The 18,882-nt window shown below is 31.9% G+C and carries 18 protein-coding genes and 1 pseudogene; 11 read left to right on the plus strand and 8 right to left on the minus strand.

Annotation, left to right across the window (positions count from 1 at the left end; translation table 11 throughout):
- Positions 1 to 103 precede the first annotated feature (103 nt).
- Positions 104 to 1,477 (minus strand): heme sensor histidine kinase HssS, encoded by a 1,374-nt coding sequence (gene hssS / locus HMPREF2658_RS11105; protein WP_000477342.1) that lies wholly within the window; start codon positions 1,475 to 1,477, stop codon positions 104 to 106.
- Complete coding sequence (hssR, locus tag HMPREF2658_RS11110; protein ID WP_000249501.1) at positions 1,470 to 2,144, minus strand: DNA-binding heme response regulator HssR; 675 nt, start codon at positions 2,142 to 2,144, stop codon at positions 1,470 to 1,472. Before hssR ends, hssS begins: the two co-directional genes overlap by 8 nt.
- A 135-nt stretch (positions 2,145 to 2,279) precedes the next feature.
- Here hssR and HMPREF2658_RS11115 point away from each other — a divergent pair, with 135 nt between their 5' ends.
- Together HMPREF2658_RS11115 and HMPREF2658_RS11120 are read left to right on the plus strand one after the other, a co-directional pair.
- Positions 2,280 to 3,335, plus strand: coding sequence for an ABC transporter permease (locus HMPREF2658_RS11115; RefSeq protein ID WP_000761401.1), 1,056 nt, complete (start codon positions 2,280 to 2,282; stop codon positions 3,333 to 3,335).
- Positions 3,335 to 4,000, plus strand: a complete 666-nt coding sequence (locus tag HMPREF2658_RS11120) for an ABC transporter ATP-binding protein (protein ID WP_001229907.1) — start codon at positions 3,335 to 3,337, stop codon at positions 3,998 to 4,000. The genes HMPREF2658_RS11115 and HMPREF2658_RS11120 overlap by 1 nt, the downstream gene beginning before the upstream one ends.
- A 230-nt stretch (positions 4,001 to 4,230) precedes the next feature.
- On the opposite strand, the gene HMPREF2658_RS11125 is transcribed toward HMPREF2658_RS11120, so the two are convergent.
- On the minus strand, positions 4,231 to 5,199 hold the full coding sequence (locus tag HMPREF2658_RS11125) for a YdcF family protein (protein WP_001621959.1): 969 nt from the start codon (positions 5,197 to 5,199) through the stop codon (positions 4,231 to 4,233).
- A gap of 194 nt (positions 5,200 to 5,393) precedes the next feature.
- Between HMPREF2658_RS11125 and HMPREF2658_RS11130 the strand changes: the two genes are divergently transcribed.
- The 4 genes and pseudogenes from HMPREF2658_RS11130 to HMPREF2658_RS11150 all read left to right on the plus strand — a co-directional run bounded on the left by HMPREF2658_RS11130 (position 5,394) and on the right by HMPREF2658_RS11150 (position 8,947).
- Positions 5,394 to 5,849, plus strand: coding sequence for a MarR family transcriptional regulator TcaR (locus tag HMPREF2658_RS11130; protein WP_000238542.1), 456 nt, complete (start codon positions 5,394 to 5,396; stop codon positions 5,847 to 5,849).
- A gap of 239 nt (positions 5,850 to 6,088) precedes the next feature.
- On the plus strand, positions 6,089 to 7,471 hold the full coding sequence (gene tcaA, locus HMPREF2658_RS11140; protein ID WP_000833804.1) for a glycopeptide resistance protein TcaA: 1,383 nt from the start codon (positions 6,089 to 6,091) through the stop codon (positions 7,469 to 7,471).
- 30 nt (positions 7,472 to 7,501) lie between these two features.
- A pseudogene (locus HMPREF2658_RS11145) lies at positions 7,502 to 7,629 on the plus strand (hypothetical protein).
- A gap of 109 nt (positions 7,630 to 7,738) precedes the next feature.
- On the plus strand, positions 7,739 to 8,947 hold the full coding sequence (locus HMPREF2658_RS11150; RefSeq protein ID WP_000999131.1) for a putative multidrug effflux MFS transporter TcaB: 1,209 nt from the start codon (positions 7,739 to 7,741) through the stop codon (positions 8,945 to 8,947).
- Between the two features lie 226 nt (positions 8,948 to 9,173).
- On the opposite strand, the gene HMPREF2658_RS11155 is transcribed toward HMPREF2658_RS11150, so the two are convergent.
- Complete coding sequence (locus HMPREF2658_RS11155) at positions 9,174 to 9,728, minus strand: TetR/AcrR family transcriptional regulator (RefSeq protein ID WP_000828573.1); 555 nt, start codon at positions 9,726 to 9,728, stop codon at positions 9,174 to 9,176.
- 120 nt (positions 9,729 to 9,848) lie between these two features.
- On the opposite strand from HMPREF2658_RS11155, the gene HMPREF2658_RS11160 reads away from it, so the two are divergent.
- Together HMPREF2658_RS11160 and HMPREF2658_RS11165 are read left to right on the plus strand one after the other, a co-directional pair.
- The gene (locus HMPREF2658_RS11160) at positions 9,849 to 10,496 is read left to right on the plus strand and encodes an HlyD family secretion protein (RefSeq protein WP_000738243.1); all 648 of its coding nucleotides are present in this window, start codon (positions 9,849 to 9,851) and stop codon (positions 10,494 to 10,496) included.
- 12 nt (positions 10,497 to 10,508) lie between these two features.
- On the plus strand, positions 10,509 to 12,440 hold the full coding sequence (locus tag HMPREF2658_RS11165) for a DHA2 family efflux MFS transporter permease subunit (protein WP_000213890.1): 1,932 nt from the start codon (positions 10,509 to 10,511) through the stop codon (positions 12,438 to 12,440).
- A gap of 246 nt (positions 12,441 to 12,686) precedes the next feature.
- Here HMPREF2658_RS11165 and HMPREF2658_RS11170 read toward each other — a convergent pair whose 3' ends face one another.
- On the minus strand, positions 12,687 to 13,325 hold the full coding sequence (locus HMPREF2658_RS11170) for a hypothetical protein (RefSeq protein WP_070854414.1): 639 nt from the start codon (positions 13,323 to 13,325) through the stop codon (positions 12,687 to 12,689).
- 207 nt (positions 13,326 to 13,532) lie between these two features.
- Between HMPREF2658_RS11170 and HMPREF2658_RS11175 the strand changes: the two genes are divergently transcribed.
- The gene (locus tag HMPREF2658_RS11175) at positions 13,533 to 14,453 is read left to right on the plus strand and encodes an alpha/beta hydrolase fold domain-containing protein (protein WP_000620859.1); all 921 of its coding nucleotides are present in this window, start codon (positions 13,533 to 13,535) and stop codon (positions 14,451 to 14,453) included.
- A gap of 107 nt (positions 14,454 to 14,560) precedes the next feature.
- Here the strand turns inward: HMPREF2658_RS11175 and HMPREF2658_RS11180 are convergent, their stop codons facing one another.
- Both HMPREF2658_RS11180 and HMPREF2658_RS11185 read right to left on the minus strand, forming a co-directional pair.
- Positions 14,561 to 14,980: a hypothetical protein gene (locus tag HMPREF2658_RS11180; RefSeq protein WP_000128656.1), complete on the minus strand. Its 420-nt coding sequence runs from the start codon at positions 14,978 to 14,980 to the stop codon at positions 14,561 to 14,563.
- Positions 14,977 to 15,468 carry a thioesterase family protein gene (locus tag HMPREF2658_RS11185; protein ID WP_000234727.1) on the minus strand — a complete coding sequence of 164 codons (492 nt, stop codon included), beginning with the start codon at positions 15,466 to 15,468 and terminating at the stop codon, positions 14,977 to 14,979. Before HMPREF2658_RS11185 ends, HMPREF2658_RS11180 begins: the two co-directional genes overlap by 4 nt.
- Before the next feature lie 96 nt (positions 15,469 to 15,564).
- Here HMPREF2658_RS11185 and corA point away from each other — a divergent pair, with 96 nt between their 5' ends.
- Both corA and fni read left to right on the plus strand, forming a co-directional pair.
- Complete coding sequence (gene corA / locus HMPREF2658_RS11190; protein WP_001229242.1) at positions 15,565 to 16,512, plus strand: magnesium/cobalt transporter CorA; 948 nt, start codon at positions 15,565 to 15,567, stop codon at positions 16,510 to 16,512.
- Positions 16,513 to 16,542: 30 nt separating this feature from the next.
- Positions 16,543 to 17,592: a type 2 isopentenyl-diphosphate Delta-isomerase gene (fni, locus tag HMPREF2658_RS11195; protein ID WP_001279372.1), complete on the plus strand. Its 1,050-nt coding sequence runs from the start codon at positions 16,543 to 16,545 to the stop codon at positions 17,590 to 17,592.
- 47 nt (positions 17,593 to 17,639) lie between these two features.
- Here the strand turns inward: fni and gltS are convergent, their stop codons facing one another.
- Positions 17,640 to 18,848 carry a sodium/glutamate symporter gene (gene gltS, locus HMPREF2658_RS11200; RefSeq protein WP_000571584.1) on the minus strand — a complete coding sequence of 403 codons (1,209 nt, stop codon included), beginning with the start codon at positions 18,846 to 18,848 and terminating at the stop codon, positions 17,640 to 17,642.
- Between the last annotated feature and the right edge of the window lie 34 nt (positions 18,849 to 18,882).

The raw sequence follows: 18,882 nt of genomic DNA on the forward strand, positions 1-18,882 counted from the left end.
GAATGGTAGAAATTAAATGTTAAGTGGCTAGAAAGCGCTAATCAATATAAAAGATACCTCCTGAAATAAAAACAGAAATGTTTTTCAGGAGGCAGAGTAGAGATTAATGTGAATTATTTGGCAGTGTAATAGTAAAGGTAGTTACATACTCGTTACTTTGTGTGAATTGGATTGTACCATGATGCAATTCAATGATGGATTTTGTAATTGCAAGACCTAAACCATTGCTATTATCATGTTTGCTCACTTTATAGAAACGTTCAAATAAACGTGCTTCAGCTTGTGGACTAATTGGTGAACCATCATTACTTATTGTGAAAATGATGTTGTTGTGACTATGTTGCAAAGCGATGTCAATGGCACCACCAACATCTGTATACTTAATAGCATTTATTAATAAATTACTCAATGCTTGATGTAACAAACGTTGATTTCCTAGGAAATCGATTGATTCTAGGTCAGCTAAAATGATTAACGACTTTTCATCAGCAGCAAATTGTTCATGTCGAATGATATCTTTAATGAGTTGATCGACTTGAATCTTATCATCGAATAATAAATGTTGATGATTATCTAATTCGGATAAGAGCAACAATTCAGTTGTTAATCCGCTCAGCTGCGTTGTAATGGTATAAATATCATTTATATATTGTTGTCGTAATGTTTTATCAGAAGTTTGTTGTAACTCGCTTAATAAATGATGAATATGTGTTAATGGTGTTTTGATTTCATGAGATACATTTTGTACAAAATGCTGCCTCATTTGATCAACTTGTCCCAATGACTCTCTCATCTTATTAAAGTGATACTGTAATGTTCCAATTTCATCTTTGCGTGTTTGTTTGATAGGTGTTTCAAAATCACCATCAATTAAGCGTTCGGTCGCTAGCTTTAACTTTTTTACTGGACGAATGATTGAATAGGTTGATGCGATAACTAATGAAATCGAGATAAATAATAACAACATTAACAAGACGGCTAAGAATGTTCTAAACTCGCTAAATGTTTCTCCAATATCTGGACGCATGAATACTGCTATTGAACCGTCGTTTGTCTTAAAGTTAATACCAACAGTATTGTCTGTTACATTGTCGAAAAATCCAGTTACGAATAATGCGAATGGTTTATCTTTAATACCATGGTAATCTTTATTATTTAATACGTTGTTAATAGCATTTTGTGATAAAGTATCTTCTCTAAAAGGTTCACCATAAAATGTCTTATGACCTTTTTGATCAACGGTCATTATTTGGTAATTCATTTGCCCTAAATGTTTGAAATATTGTTGAATGTGCGTTGGTTTAGCTGATTGTTCATATTGTCTTGCTTCTTTAAGCGTCTTCATGATTTTCGCGTCATTAGATGCTTTTAAATTATAATGATAGTAAACATTTGTTAATACAAAACTTATTAATGCACTAAATAAAATAACCGTAATGGAATAAATCGCAATTCTAGCATAGAGTGTTTTAAACATGATTCTCCACCTTATAGCCTTGTCCTCTTACTGTTTCAATTGTAAGTGTGGCATTTAATTTTTTTAATCTTTGGCGTAGTCGCTTAATATGAACGTCAACTGTTCGTTCATCTCCTTCATAATCATAGCCCCAAATTTTTTCTATTATCTGTTCACGAGTAAAGATTTGCTTAGGACGTGCTGCAAGCATAAATAATAATTGAAATTCCTTGTTCGGTAACGTCATCGTTTTATTAGATACTTGGAGTTCCAAATAGGATTGGTTTAGCGTTAAGTTGCCAATGGTCATTTCTGAATTTGAATTGATATTATATCGACGTAATACCGCACGAATTCTAAAAATAAGTTCCTTAACCTCAAAGGGCTTGGTTACATAATCGTCAGTACCACTTATAAACGCACGCTCTTTGTCACTAAGTGCATCCCGTGCTGTTAACATAATAACTGGTATATCATAATCATTTTTTAATGTATTACATAATTGAAAGCCGTCCATACCATCCATCATAATATCTACCACTACAATATCGACACGCTGTTTTTCTAAAAGTTTTAATGCAGCTTCACCACTTGGTTGTGTGTATGCATCAATGTGCTCTGTTTGTAAATGGCTAGCTATATAATTTAGGATTCGAGGATCGTCATCGACAACAAGACATTGCACCATAGCTATAAACTCCCTTATCTTTTTCATTTATTATACATGTAAAATATTTTTGCGTAAAAAAACAATTGTTCATATTGAGTTCATATTTCAACCTTATACTGACGCTAAAGAAGAAATAGGGAGAAGTGAATCGATATGAAATTAGCGATAAAAGAGATTATGTTTTACAAATTTCGTTATATTTTAATCACATTAATCATTCTTTTATTAAGTATTATGGTGTTATTTATTAGTGGTTTAGCTCAAGGGCTTGGTAGGGAGAATATTTCGTTATTTGAACACTTTGATAATGATGAATATGTTGTTCAAAAAATGAAAGAGCCGCAAATTGAGAAATCGCAACTTAGTGATACGCAACAGAATCAAATTAAAAAGGTAATTCATCAAGAACCATATAAAATGAATGTTCAAACATTGAAATTATCTAATAAAGAACAAGATGTGATTACAATGAATGACGTTAAACAACAACGCTTACAACTTAAAAAAGGTGATTATCCTAAAAATGCTCATGAGGTCGCTATTAATGATAAGTTAGCTGCAGACAACATTAGAGTCGGGGATAGATTACATTTTAAAAATAATTCAACTAGTTATAGAGTTTCTGGTATTTTAAACGACACAATGTATGCGCATAGTTCCATTGTGCTATTGAACGATAACGGATTTAATGCATTGAATAAGGTTAATACGGCGTTTTATCCAGTGAAAAATTTAACGCAACAACAACGTGATGAGCTTAATAAAATAAATGACGTTCAAGTTGTGAGTGAAAAAGATTTAACAGGTAATATTGCGAGTTATCAAGCAGAGCAAGCACCGTTAAATATGATGATTGTTAGTTTGTTTGCTATTACAGCAATTGTTCTAAGTGCATTTTTCTATGTTATGACGATTCAAAAAATATCACAAATTGGCATTTTGAAAGCAATTGGTATTAAGACAAGACATTTATTGAGTGCATTAGTTTTACAAATTTTAACACTAACAATAATTGGGGTAGGTATTGCTGTGATCATCATAGTAGGACTATCATTTATGATGCCTGTAACGATGCCTTTTTACTTAACAACGCAAAATATTTTATTGATGGTGGGGATATTTATATTAGTAGCGATTTTAGGTGCCTCACTATCATTTATCAAATTATTTAAAGTGGATCCTATCGAAGCAATTGGAGGTGCAGAATAATGGCATTAGTCGTTGAAGATATCGTCAAAAATTTCGGGGAAGGTTTGTCTGAAACAAAAGTTTTAAAAGGTATTAATTTTGAAGTAGAACAAGGGGAATTTGTCATTTTAAATGGTGCCTCTGGTTCTGGGAAAACAACATTGCTAACGATATTAGGCGGATTGTTAAGTCAAACGAGTGGTACAGTACTTTACAATGATGCACCATTGTTTGATAAACAGCATCGTCCTAGTGATTTACGATTGGAAGATATTGGTTTTATTTTTCAATCTTCACATTTAGTTCCTTATTTAAAAGTGATAGAGCAATTGACACTCGTAGGCCAAGAAGCGGGAATGACCAAACAACAAAGTTCGAAAAGAGCAATACAACTTTTGAAAAATATTGGTTTAGAAGATCGCTTGAATGTATATCCGCATCAGTTATCTGGCGGTGAAAAGCAACGTGTTGCGATTATGAGAGCATTTATGAATAATCCGAAAATCATTTTAGCAGATGAGCCCACAGCAAGTTTAGATGCCGATAGAGCAACAAAAGTTGTTGAGATGATACGTCAACAAATTAAAGAACAACAAATGATTGGTATTATGATTACACACGATCGAAGATTATTTGAATATGCAGATCGAGTGATTGAATTAGAAGATGGCAAAATAACTGATTAGTGGCTTGCAAAGACGCTAAATGTTAATGATTTAAGACGTAGTAGTATAAAAGTTAGAAAAGAGAATACGATTTGGGTTTACAAAAAAGCACGTCACTATTGTATAAAATGATGACGTGCTTTAGTTTATTTATTTTCAATATAACAATTGTCTAATCAAGGATTAACGAATATTTAAAGATAGTTTGACGCAATATTAAAAACAACCTATAATAATAGTTTATTTGTGGATTAACTATGATAAATAAAAGCGGCGTAAAGACATATAAACCAACTACTTGAACAATATAACGTTAATAACAATCTATACTGATACATTACGCCTAGATAATCTTTAATGAGCACATGTAAGAAAAAGTGATATGGTGTATGGCTTCCGACACCATCGATAGATAAACCTAATTTTTGGGCTAGTCGTAAGGCGCGTAATACATGAAACTGACTTGTTACACAAACAATTTTAACTGCTTCATGATACAAATTGTTGATGATTTGTTTAGAATATAAAAAGTTTGTGTATGTATTTATAGAGTGAGATTCCATTAGTATATCTGTTTTATCAACACCATGTGCAATCAAATAACGTTGCATAGCTAAAGCTTCAGGAATTGGTTCGTCTGGTCCTTGTCCGCCAGATACAATGATCTTTGTTGCTGATGCTTGTTGTTGATAGATATCAAGTGCACGGTCTAAACGCGCTGCAAGCATTGGTGTGACAAATTCGGTAAAAATACCAGCACCTAACACAATTATGATATCAACTTCTTTGTTGTATGATCTATGTCTATATGATACTGTCCAAACGAGATAACAAATAAAGGTTAGTAACAGGGAAAGACATAATATAGCTAACCACATAGACAAACCTTTCACAATAGGTGACTGAATCGTACTTATAAATAGAAGTGCTGATGTGTAGAGTACAAATTTATATGAAAAAGATAATAATTTTTTAATAAATAAGCGACTAGAAGTATGAGAAAATAAATATCTATGTTTGAATAGCATGATAATACTGATTATTATAAATGTTACAAACATAGACCAAGGGAAAGTATAGGTCATGATGCTATAGATGAGTGACAAAAATATCGATATGACAACTAAGATGTAGCATGTTAAATTTAACGTCAGAGTATAGTTGAAAATTAACGGACAAATAACGATAAGTATAAATATTAATAATAAATTCAATAACATACTGACACCTCGCTTATAATAAATATTAAGTATAAATGTAGATGATTTAAATTATTAAAGCAAGGAGAACGTAGCAACATGTAAGTCTTAATTTGTTATATTATATATGGGTCAATATTTTTGTGTTTTTTAGATGTGCGATACAATGATTGCTGAGGATACTTTATAAAAATAGTAATTAGGGAGAAATAATTATGGTAAAACATTTACAAGACCATATTCAATTTTTAGAGCAGTTTATAAATAACGTTAACGCATTAACTGCAAAAATGTTGAAAGATTTACAAAATGAATATGAAATTTCATTAGAGCAGTCTAACGTATTAGGTATGTTAAATAAAGAACCTTTGACAATTAGTGAAATCACGCAAAGACAAGGTGTGAATAAGGCCGCAGTAAGCCGACGAATTAAAAAGTTAATCGATGCTAAATTAGTTAAGTTAGATAAACCAAATTTAAATATTGATCAACGTTTGAAATTCATAACCTTAACTGACAAAGGTAGAGCATATTTGAAAGAACGTAATGCGATTATGACAGATATTGCGCAAGATATTACTAATGATTTGAATTCTGAAGATATTGAAAATGTAAGGCAAGTATTAGAAGTCATCAATCATCGCATTAAAACATATAGCAATCATAAATAGGTTTTTGAAGGTGTTCAAATATAAGACTAAATATGTATGTATTGAACACCTTCTTTTTAGTTATAATTGAGAGAGTACTTTCATAAATAATGTAATAAGGTACAATTCTAAAGTAAAGTTAATCATTTCTTGAATTGTATTCTTGGGATAATATTTGTAAAATAATAATGGTAAAATAATAAAATAATTTTTGTGATATACATATAACAATTGAAGAGGAACAGAATTGAGGTGAAAGTATGAAATCTTGCCCGAAGTGCGGACAACAAGCACAAGATGATGTACAGATATGTACACAATGTGGACATAAATTTGATAGCCGTCAAGCATTATATAGAAAGTCAACCGATGAAGATATACAAACTAATAACATCAAGATGAGAAAAATGGTGCCTTGGGCAATTGGTTTTTTCATTTTAATCTTAATTATTATATTGTTCTTTTTACTAAGAAACTTCAATTCACCTGAAGCGCAAACTAAAATATTAGTGAATGCGATTGAGAATAATGATAAACAAAAAGTAGCAACATTATTAAGTACTAAAGATAATAAAGTAGATTCTGAAGAAGCGAAAGTATACATTAACTATATCAAAGATGAAGTTGGGCTTAAGCAATTTGTCAGCGACCTTAAAAATACGGTACATAAATTGAATAAGAGTAAGACCAGCGTAGCTTCTTATATTCAAACCAGATCAGGTCAAAATATATTACGTGTAAGTAAAAATGGCACGCGTTATATCTTTTTCGATAATATGAGCTTTACTGCACCTACCAAGCAACCAATTGTTAAACCGAAAGAAAAAACAAAATATGAGTTTAAATCTGGTGGTAAGAAAAAGATGGTTATAGCTGAAGCAAATAAAGTGACGCCAATAGGTAATTTTATACCGGGGACATATAGAATTCCAGCTATGAAATCAACTGAGAACGGTGATTTTGCAGGCCATTTAAAATTTGATTTTAGACAAAGTAATTCTGAAACGGTAGATGTTACTGAAGATTTTGAAGAAGCAAATATAACTGTAACTTTAAAAGGCGATACAAAATTAAATGATAGTTCTAAAAAAGTAACTATAAATGACCGTGAAATGGCATTTTCAAGTTCCAAAACGTATGGTCCATATCCACAAAATAAAGATATTACCATTTCAGCTTCAGGTAAAGCGAAAGATAAAACATTTACAACACAGACAAAGACGATTAAAGCTAGCGATTTAAAATACAATACAGAGATAACTTTGAATTTTGACAGTGAAGATATCGAAGACTATGTTGAAAAGAAAGAAAAAGAAGAAAACAGCTTGAAGAACAAATTGATAGAATTCTTTGCTGGATATTCTTTAGCGAATAATGCTGCGTTTAATCAGTCGGATTTTGATTTTGTATCGTCATATATAAAAAAAGGATCATCTTTTTATGATGATGTAAAGAAGCGTGTATCTAAAGGAAGTTTAATGATGATTAGTTCACCACAAATTATAGATGCCGAAAAACATGGTGATAAGATTACCGCAACCGTAAGATTAATAAATGAAAACGGTAAGCAAGTAGATAAAGAATATGAGCTTGAACAAGGTTCACAAGACCGCTTGCAATTAATCAAGACATCAGAAAAATAGAGTATAAATCTTAAATAAGATGCATGTGTCATTGAATACAAACAACATCCTTTCAAAGTATTTACAATTAGTGTGAATTACTTTGAAGGGATTGTTTTTTGTGAAAAAATTATGGAGTGCTGAGGTTTATATCATTTTATACCTTTTATAAGTTGTAATGATGTTCATGAAACTTGTGAGTAATGCTAATATATAAAAGAGCATATTTAAATTTAGTTTCTGTTCGTGATAGTTATAAACTAATCATAATATAAAGGAGATAGTCATATGAATGATTTAACGCATTTTAACAAGCGTTCACCGATATTTATTATTATTTTAGGATCTTTGACTGCCATTGGAGCATTATCAATAGATATGTTTTTGCCTGGATTACCAGATATTAGACATGATTTTCAAACAACGACGTCTAACGCACAATTAACATTATCGATGTTTATGATTGGTTTAGCGTTCGGTAATTTGTTTGCTGGTCCAATTTCGGATTCTACTGGGCGCAGAAAGCCGCTTATTATAGCTATGATTATTTTTACATTAGCAAGTTTAGGTATTGTTTTTGTACATAATATTTGGCTGATGGTTGCATTAAGATTTCTTCAAGGAGTGACAGGTGGAGCAGCAGCAGTTATTTCAAGAGCTATAGCAAGTGATATGTATAGTGGTAATGAACTAACTAAGTTTATGGCATTATTGATGCTTGTTAATGGTATTGCACCAGTTGTTGCGCCAACAATAGGGGGCATAATTTTAAATTATTCTGTCTGGCGTATGGTCTTTGTCATTCTGACTATCTTTGGCTTCGTCATGGTCATAGGTTCTTTATTAAAAGTACCTGAATCATTAACAGTGACAAATCGTGAGTCAAGTAGTGGATTAAAGACAATGTTTAAAAACTTCAAAATATTATTGAAGACGCCACGTTTTGTATTACCAATGCTCATTCAAGGTATGACATTTGTAATATTATTTACTTATATTTCTGCGTCTCCGTTTATTATTCAAAAAATTTATGGCATGACTGCAATACAATTTAGTTGGATGTTTGCAGGAATTGGTATTACGCTCATTATATCAAGTCAACTTACTGGGTACCTTGTTGATTTTATAGACTCACAAAAATTGATGAGAGGCATGACGATGATTCAGATTATCGGTGTAATTTTAGTGACGATTGTATTGCTTAATCATTGGAACTTTTGGATTTTAGCGATAGGATTTATCATTTTAATAGCACCAGTGACAGGTGTTGCGACACTTGGTTTTACAATAGCTATGGATGAAAGTAGTAGTGGTAGAGGGAGTTCATCAAGTTTATTAGGTTTAGTGCAGTTTTTATTTGGTGGTGTTGCTTCGCCATTAGTGGGGGTAAAAGGTGAAGATAATCCTATACCTTACATAATTATTATAATAGCTACAGCAGTTATATTAATTATTTTACAGATTTATAATATGAAGGTATTTAAAACAAATCGATGATAAACATAGTTTCTTCTATTATATTGAATTAAAAAATTAAAAAACAAAACTTGAGCTATTCATAGACCTATGAATTTAGCATCAAAAATAAAAATGCCGAGATTATTATGTGGAAATCTCGGCATTTTTGTATTGATAGCACCGTTACATGTGTACTATTATCTGTCCATTTGGTTTAACTTTATCTGATTGTTTTATAGCATTTCTTTATTAGAATGAAACCGTATTATTGGTTTTGAAGTTTAATCGTATTAGCCAATAAAATGTCAGCAACTTCTTCAGGTGATTCATTACAACCATTCGAAAGCCAATTAATAAATACCCCAGCTTGACCGCCTATGATATATGTAACATAAAGTTGTTTATTGGTTACTGTAGTACTATAGTCATTCATAATTTGTTGATAGTAATCTCTCGCTAAATTTATATAGTCTATGAATAATGTTTTCATTGGATAGGTAACTAAAATGTCTTTGAAAAACTGCTCATTGCGCTTGATATACTTAGCAATAATAATGAAGAATTTATAAAGTTTAAGCTTATCCTGTTTAATATTTTCGAAATTATGATGTAGCGCGCTTAGAAGAAATTGGAATTTTTCTTTATGCTTTGAGTTGATGGTATCCAATAAATCAAATTTATCTTTGTAATAATCATAAAAAGTAGAACGATTAATATTACAATATGCGCAAATCATTTTAGTGGATATTTCTTGAAAAGGATATTCAGCCATCAAATCAACAAGTGCGTTTTGAATTTCTATTTTGGCTTGTCGTTTCATATTGTTACACCTTTGTGAATTTTAACCAACACTCTTATAAAAATTGTTGGTGTTTTTTTAGTTATCATGTCTCTATAATAAATTAAGTGAATTTTAAAAGCAAATAGGAGGAAATGTTTCATGAAAAAGATGATATTAATTAATGTCATTACGGTTGTTGTACTGCTAGCAATTGGGATTGCTGGTTTTTATTTCTGGAATAAAACAACAAGTTATATAACAACTGATAATGCTAAAGTAAATGGCGATCAAATTAAAATAGCAAGTCCAGCTTCTGGGCAAATCAAATCACTAAATGTTAAGCAAGGTGATAAACTTGATAAAGGTGATAAAGTAGCAACAGTTACTGTTCAAGGTCAAGATGGCGAAACTAAAGATATGGAACTTAAAATGCCACAAAAAGGTACAATTGCTAAATTAGATGGCATGGAAGGTTCTATGGTACAAGCAGGCAATCCAATTGCATATGCTTATAATTTAGATGATTTATATGTAACTGCAAATATTGACGAAAAAGATATTAAAGATGTTGAAGTTGGTAAAGATGTTGATGTGACTATTGACGGTCAAAAAGCTTCTATTAAAGGTAAAGTTGATAGTATTGGAAAAGCTACTGCTGCAAGCTTTTCATTAATGCCATCATCAAATAGTGACGGTAACTATACTAAAGTATCTCAAGTTATACCTGTTAAAATTACTCTAGAATCAGAACCGTCTAAACAAGTTGTTCCTGGAATGAACGCTGAAGTAAAAATCCATAAAAATTAAGGGGGTCATTAAATGACTACGACCTTCATTATAAGTTACATTGTTTTAGCGCTCATTATTGTTGGTGTGATCAATTTATTTTTAATAAGATCTAGAAGAAAAGCAAAACGCCAACAAAAGGAACAACATTTTGCAACACGTCAATCAAATCAATCTAAATTTAAAGCAAGTGATTTAGACAAAACTACTGATCAGTCGTCACAACATACGGCTCGTGAGGAGGCACGTATTGACAATCAAGATAATCAGAATCAAGTTAGTCTAAACAAACAGACAGAGGGGTCTGAACAAGATCAAGAATTATTCAATGATAATAAGGATGATGTAGCATTTGCTGCTAAAAATCCTGAATCAGAAGAATATAAAGTAAATGAGAAAATTAAAAAAGAACATAAAAACTTTATTTTTGGTGAGGGTGTTTCACGCGGTAAAATATTAGCGGCATTATTATTCGGTATGTTTATTGCGATTTTAAACCAAACATTATTAAATGTTGCTTTGCCAAAAATTAATACGGAATTTAATATTTCTGCGTCAACAGGGCAATGGTTGATGACGGGATTCATGTTAGTAAATGGTATTTTAATACCAATTACGGCGTATCTATTTAATAAATATTCATATCGAAAATTATTTTTAGTTGCGTTAGTACTCTTTACAATTGGTTCATTAATATGTGCAATTTCAATGAATTTCCCAATCATGATGGTTGGACGTGTATTACAAGCCATTGGTGCAGGTGTACTAATGCCATTAGGTTCAATTGTTATTATTACAATTTATCCACCTGAAAAACGTGGTGCTGCCATGGGTACAATGGGTATCGCAATGATTTTAGCACCTGCAATCGGCCCAACATTATCAGGTTATATTGTACAAAATTACCATTGGAATGTGATGTTTTACGGTATGTTCATTATCGGAATTATTGCAATCTTAGTTGGTTTTATATGGTTTAAGTTATATCAATATACAACAAACCCTAAAGCTGATATCCCAGGCATCATTTTTAGTACGATTGGTTTTGGTGCTTTGTTATACGGCTTTTCAGAAGCGGGTAACAAAGGCTGGGGTTCTGTTGAGATAGAAACAATGTTTGCGATTGGTATTATCTTTATTATTCTATTTGTAATAAGAGAATTAAGAATGAAAGCACCAATGTTGAATTTAGAAGTATTGAAATTTCCAACATTTACACTAACAACAGTAATTAATATGGTTGTAATGATGAGCTTGTATGGTGGTATGATTTTATTACCAATTTACTTACAAAATTTACGTGGTTTCTCAGCATTAGATTCCGGGTTGTTATTATTACCTGGTTCTCTAATTATGGGTCTACTAGGACCATTTGCTGGTAAGTTGTTAGACACGATTGGTTTAAAACCTTTAGCCATTTTTGGTATTGCTGTCATGACTTATGCAACATGGGAATTAACTAAATTGAATATGGATACGCCATATATGACAATCATGGGCATCTATGTACTACGTTCATTCGGTATGGCATTTATTATGATGCCAATGGTAACAGCAGCTATTAATGCGTTGCCGGGACGACTTGCCTCCCATGGTAATGCCTTCTTAAATACGATGCGTCAACTAGCTGGTTCTATAGGAACAGCAATCTTGGTTACTGTAATGACAACACAAACTACACAACATTTATCAGCTTTTGGGGAAGAGTTAGATAAAACGAATCCTGTTGTACAAGATCATATGCGTGAATTAGCATCGCAATATGGTGGTCAAGAAGGCGCAATGAAAGTGTTATTACAATTTGTAAATAAACTAGCAACAGTTGAAGGAATTAATGATGCATTTATAGTTGCAACGATATTTAGCATCATCGCTTTAATTTTATGCTTATTTTTACAAAGCAACAAAAAAGCAAAAGCTACGGCTCAAAAGATAGACGCAGATAATAGTATCAATCATGAATAAATAAAATAAATTAATTGAAGTGTGACTAATCAAAAATTATGTTGTGGGGACATGATTTTTAAAGTATCGGTGCCAATATATGGTTATCGATACTTTTTTTATTCGTTGATTTGTAAAATGTTAGAGGAATTATATTAAAATCTGGCATTGACGTAGTAGGTCATTAATAAAGAAAAAGCAGGAAGTGGGTCAACGAAATGAATTTTGTGAAAATAACATTTCTGTCCCAATCCCTACTATATAACATTATTTTAAACGAGGCATGCGATTACGGAAGAATAAGCTTATAACAAGTAAACCGATGCTACAGCCCAGTAAAATGATGCCGTTATGAATAGCGTCAGCTTCTGTAATCACTTGATCTGGTGGTACATTTAAATAATATTTTTTTAAAGCATCTGCAATTTCTTGTGCGAGTGCTTTAATAATATAACTGAAATACAATGTAATGACTAACATAATTGTTAACACTAAAATATTTACTACTTTTAGAACTGTGCGATTAAATACAATTGTCAGTATTGTTATGACTAGGCTAACGATACATAAAATAAAGAAACCGTTAAAGACTAAAATTAAGCGATCGATTCCTTGTTGTAAATCATTGATATTACCCAAATTAATATTTAATTGATGCATTTTTCCAATTGTCTCGTTAAAATTTTTAATGCTATCAAAATCTACAGATTCTTTGGTGAAGACAATATTAAAAATGGGTTGTTTCCACATGCTGTATCCAGCGATTGCGGTTAATATAACAACAATGATTTGAATAATCATGCTTACCAATGAACGTTTTTTCTTACCATATCGCTTACCACGATGAATATTCGGTTGTTGAAATGTCTCATCAAATGGTTCTAATCGTTGATTTGGATTTGTCATGCAAGGCACCTCCGTATAAAGTTCTTTTCTTTACTTATCAATATGTCTAGTTGTCTGTTATAATGATGAAAAATCACTGTTCAATTGTAGTCTTAAATTTGAAAGTGAAAAAGAAAATATCTTCTACATTATATACTTTTTTTGGCAAAGAATGTAGGGGATAGACAATCATTGGATACATAAAATATATAAAGGTAGGTTAAGACATTGATTAGAAACCGTGTTATGAATAGCGTTGTCAATAAATATTTGCTTCACAATCGCTCGATTATGTTTAAAAATGATCAAGATGTTGAAAGATTTTTTTATAAAAGAGAAATTGAAAATAGAAAAAAACATAAGCAGCCTTCAATATTAAATGTTAAAGCAAATTTAGAAAAATTATCATTAGATGATATGCAAGTCTTTCGCTTTAATTTCAGACATCAAATTGATAAGAAAATTTTATATATTCACGGTGGATTCAATGCACTACAACCATCACCGTTCCATTGGAGATTGTTGGATAAAATCACTTTAAGTACATTATATGAGGTTGTACTGCCTATCTATCCAAAGACACCAGAGTTTCATATTGACGACACTTTCCAAGCGATACAACGTGTTTATGATCAATTAGTATCTGAAGTAGGCCATCAAAATGTCGTAGTCATGGGTGATGGTTCAGGTGGTGCACTGGCATTATCCTTTGTACAATCTCTTTTAGACAATCAACAGCCATTACCGAATAAATTGTATTTAATCTCACCAATTTTAGATGCAACACTATCTAATAAAGATATTTCGGACGCTTTAATCGAACAAGATGCGGTTCTAAGTCAGTTTGGTGTCAATGAGATTATGAAAAAGTGGGCGAATGGCCTACCATTAACAGATAAGCGCATATCGCCGATTAATGGCACAATAGAAGGATTACCACCAGTTTATATGTTTGGTGGTGGACGTGAAATGACACATCCTGATATGAAGCTATTCGAACAAATGATGTTGCAACATCATCAATACATTGAGTTTTATGATTATCCTAAGATGGTACATGATTTTCCAATTTATCCAATTAGACAATCACATAAAGCTATTAAACAAATTGCCAAATCGATAGATGAGGATGTAACACAAAATAACTAATAACGTACAATTGACCCAGTTACGATTTCATGGAAGAAGATATTTGACATGAAAACGCAACTGGGTTTTGTTTTTGAAAATATAGCAAGGATTATATAGACTAATTGTTAATGAGCTTCTGAGTGAAAATCACCAATAAGTGTATTGATATGTGTGATGATAAAGTATTGCCCTTTAATTTGATAAAACTGATCTAAAAAATTATCGAATTGACGTGGAATATCACTAAGTTCTGCAAAGTTAGCTGTTTTATCATAATTGCGATGAGCAACCTCATTTTGAAATTTATCATAATGTTCTAGGAAATGTTGATCTTCAAGCTGTTGTTCCACAATAGTCATAATATTATCGATAGCTTGCTTTTGTCCTTGAACATAAGCCATATGTACGCCACGCTTAAGTAGCTGATTTGCTGGTCCGTTAATGTATAACCCTTTTTGTGCATTTAATTCTGTTAATTCAAACTTAACATCATCTAATAAATCTAGTAATTCGATATGAATCTTTTGTTGTAATGCATCTGTCATTTTAATGCTCCTTTGTGTGGAATTGCTATTTTATGTCCTAATTGTTCAGGCCAAGTGATAGTTGGTTGATTTTTATAATAGTGTGCTATTTGTGTTGAAAATGATTCAGGAAAAGCATCAGAACGACGTGTGTGCTGATTAATTCCCATCATCATTACTTCATTTGTTGATGCTAGTGTACCATCTTCTTTAGTTAATGTTAAAAATAAATGCAACCGCTTATAATCGTAATCATAAATATATAAAGTAACAGTAAATACATCGCCAAGAGACAATTCTGAGAGGTATGTCGTATGTTCTTCTAGTGTAAATAGCGTATATGCTAAATTTTCGCGTTCTTTTAAAGAAAGACCGTGGCTGTAATTAAAACGATTCACAACGTCACTAAAAATGATATTATAATTTGCATCATGCATATGATTGTTATGGTCAATGAATTCAGATGTTACGGTTTGAGTATGTGTAAAAAGTTGTTTGATAATAACCATCTCCTTAGTAACTATCATACTAAAATAAATTAAGACATACACGTTATTTAATTCATGATAAAATAATAGAGAATTTGTTATTTAGGGGGAGTATCGATGGCTTTAACGATACGGTATCAAACTACATACGAACCGTTTAAAGTAGTTGATGATATCAAAGATATACCAAAAGATGCGACTATTGTTTGGTATGATTTTGATGAACCGAATGAACAAGAAAATGAATGGTTTAAAGCACATTTTAGTTTTAATGATTTAGAAGTGGATGATGCAATTAACGGTATGCCACGAGCTAAATATAAATCTTATAAAGATTATCAATACTTAGTATTCCATAGTATTATGGGGTCAAACTATTCACCAATAGCACTAAATATTTTTATACAAGACAATGTATTAGTAACATATCATCATCAAACGTTGGAATCATTAAATAAAGTAGTCTATAAGTATATGAATACATTAGATGCAGAATTAGATTGTGCAGATGTCGTCATATTAATTTTAGATATGATGGTTGATAAATATTTCAACTTTGTATATGCACTTGAAGATAGTGTTTATCATTTTGAAGACCGCCATGTAGATGATCGCTTTAATAAAATGGTCATGGATAGTGTTTTTAAGTTACGTTCGGATTTGATTAAAGTAAAACGTGTACTGTTTCCTATGCAAGAGCTAATTGATACAATGAAACAAAATGGTGATTTGATTATAGATAATAAACATTCGCTATACATTCAACATATCGATGACCACTTGATTAAGCAACGTAATATCATTCGTACTGCTCAAGAAATGACAAACGAAATACGAGAAAACTTTGAGTCATACACATCATTTAGAATGAATAGTATTATGCAAGTATTAACGTTAGTATCAGTTATATTTTCACCGTTAACATTCATAGCTGGGATTTATGGTATGAACTTTGTAAATATGCCGGCATTACATTTACATTATGGATATTATATTTGCTTAGCTGTAATGTTTGTTATAGCTGTCGTATTAATCATCTTTTTCAGACGTAAAAAATGGTTTTAAATTAGAAATGACGAAAAGGTAGGTTTAATCATGAGTGATTTTCAAAGAGAACAGAGAAAAAATGAACATGTTGAAATAGCAATGGCCCAATCTGACGCAATGGATTCAGATTTTGATAAGATGCGTTTTGTGCATCATTCTATCCCATCAATTAATGTAAATGATATCGATTTGACATCACAGACATCTGACTTAACGATGGCATATCCGGTTTATATTAATGCAATGACGGGTGGTAGCGAGTGGACGAAAAACATCAATGAAAAGCTAGCTGTAGTTGCAAGAGAAACTGGCTTAGCGATGGCAGTTGGATCAACACATGCGGCATTGAGAAATCCACGCATGGCTGAGACATTTACGATTGCGCGAAAAATGAATCCTGAAGGCATGATTTTTAGCAATGTTGGTGCGGACGTACCAGTAGAAAAGGCTTTGGAAGCAGTTGAATTACTTGAGGCACAAGCGTTACAAATCCATGTTAATTCTCCTCAAGAATTAGTTATGCCTGAAGGGAATCGTGAATTTGTGACTTGGTTAGATAATATAGCGTCGATTGTATCACGAGTGTCTGTTCCAGTCATTATAAAAGAAGTTGGATTTGGTATGAGTAAAGAATTAATGCATGACTTACAACAAATAGGCGTTAAGTATGTCGATGTTAGTGGCAAAGGTGGTACTAACTTTGTAGATATTGAAAATGAACGTCGTGCAAATAAAGATATGGATTACTTATCATCATGGGGACAGTCTACAGTTGAGTCATTACTTGAAACAACGGCTTATCAAAGCGAAATTTCAGTTTTCGCGAGTGGTGGTTTACGTACACCACTCGATGCAATTAAAAGTTTAGCACTTGGTGCAAAGGCAACTGGTATGTCACGTCCGTTTTTAAATCAAGTTGAAAATAATGGCATTGCACATACAGTAGCTTATGTAGAATCATTTATTGAACACATGAAATCAATAATGACGATGTTAGATGCTAAAAATATTGACGACTTAACACAAAAACAAATCGTATTTAGTCCGGAAATATTGTCATGGATAGAACAACGTAACTTGAATATACATCGAGGATAAATAAAAGAGGAGGCGAAAGCCTCCTCTTTTATTTATGAGTTGGGTGTTTAACTAAACCATTGAATGAATCCCATAATGACTATAACACCTATTAAATCGATTAAGAATGCACCAACAATAGGTACAACTAAATATGCTTTAGGTGAGTTTCCATATTTTTTAGTGATAACATCTAAATTTGCCATGGCATTTGGCGTTGCACCAAGCCCATGCCCGATAAAACCACCTACCATTACTGCAGCATCATAATCTTTTCCTAAACCTCTAAATAAAATTAAAACAGCAAATAAAATCATAACGACAACTTGAACTAAAACGATAATAATAAGAGGTATAGCAAGTTTATAAATTTCGATTAATTGAATGCTCATTAGCGCAAGAGATAAGAAAATACCTAATGCGACATCGCCAATTTGATTAGTAATTTTTAAATCTACAATATTAAAATTAAAACTTTCAGAGATATTTCGGACAATAACAGCTACAAATAATGAGCCAACGTAAATTGGAACATTAATCCCTGTTTGAGCTGTAAACAAATGACTGAAATAACTTCCAACTGCCATACAGAATACAACGATTGTAAATTGAATGAAGAATACTTCAGTGGCATTAAATTTACTATGTAAATGTTCGTTATATGCTACTTGGCTATAATCTTTAAATGTATCGTCACTATGTTGAGGCTTTAAGTTATAACGTTTGATCAAAAATTTTACAACTGGTCCGCCGATAAGCCCTCCAAATACAAGACCTAAAGTTGCAGCTGCAAGAGCCGCTGTCAGTGCTGAATCAATACCTAAATCTTGAATTGTCTTACCATAAGCGGCAGCATTACCGTGACCACCTTCCATAGACATAGAACCAGCTGTTAATCCTAGTAACGGTTTAATATTTAATACTTTTGCTAGTGATACACCAACTATGTTTTGAATAACTGAAATGATAGCACAAAACATAAAGTATAATAGCAAGACTTTGCCACCTAATTTAAATAATTTCAATGATGCACCAAGACCGATTGTCGTAAAGAATGCTAACATGAAGAAATCTTGAATGAATGAAGCATCTAATTTAATCTTAACCATGCCAAATGAATCCAAAGCCGCAACTAAAATAGCAAAGATTAAGCCGCCAATCACTGGTGCTGGTATACAAATGCGTTTTAAAAAATTAACGTGATTAACGATAGCTTTACCAAGTAAGTAAAGTATACAGGCTAAACATAATGTTGTAATTGCATTAAGTTCTATCATTTTCAAATCCCCCTTGTTGAATATCCCTCTCCCT

Origin of the sequence: Staphylococcus sp. HMSC062H10, assembly GCF_001836945.1 — a bacterium.
Classification (GTDB): Bacteria; Bacillota; Bacilli; order Staphylococcales; family Staphylococcaceae; genus Staphylococcus; species Staphylococcus aureus.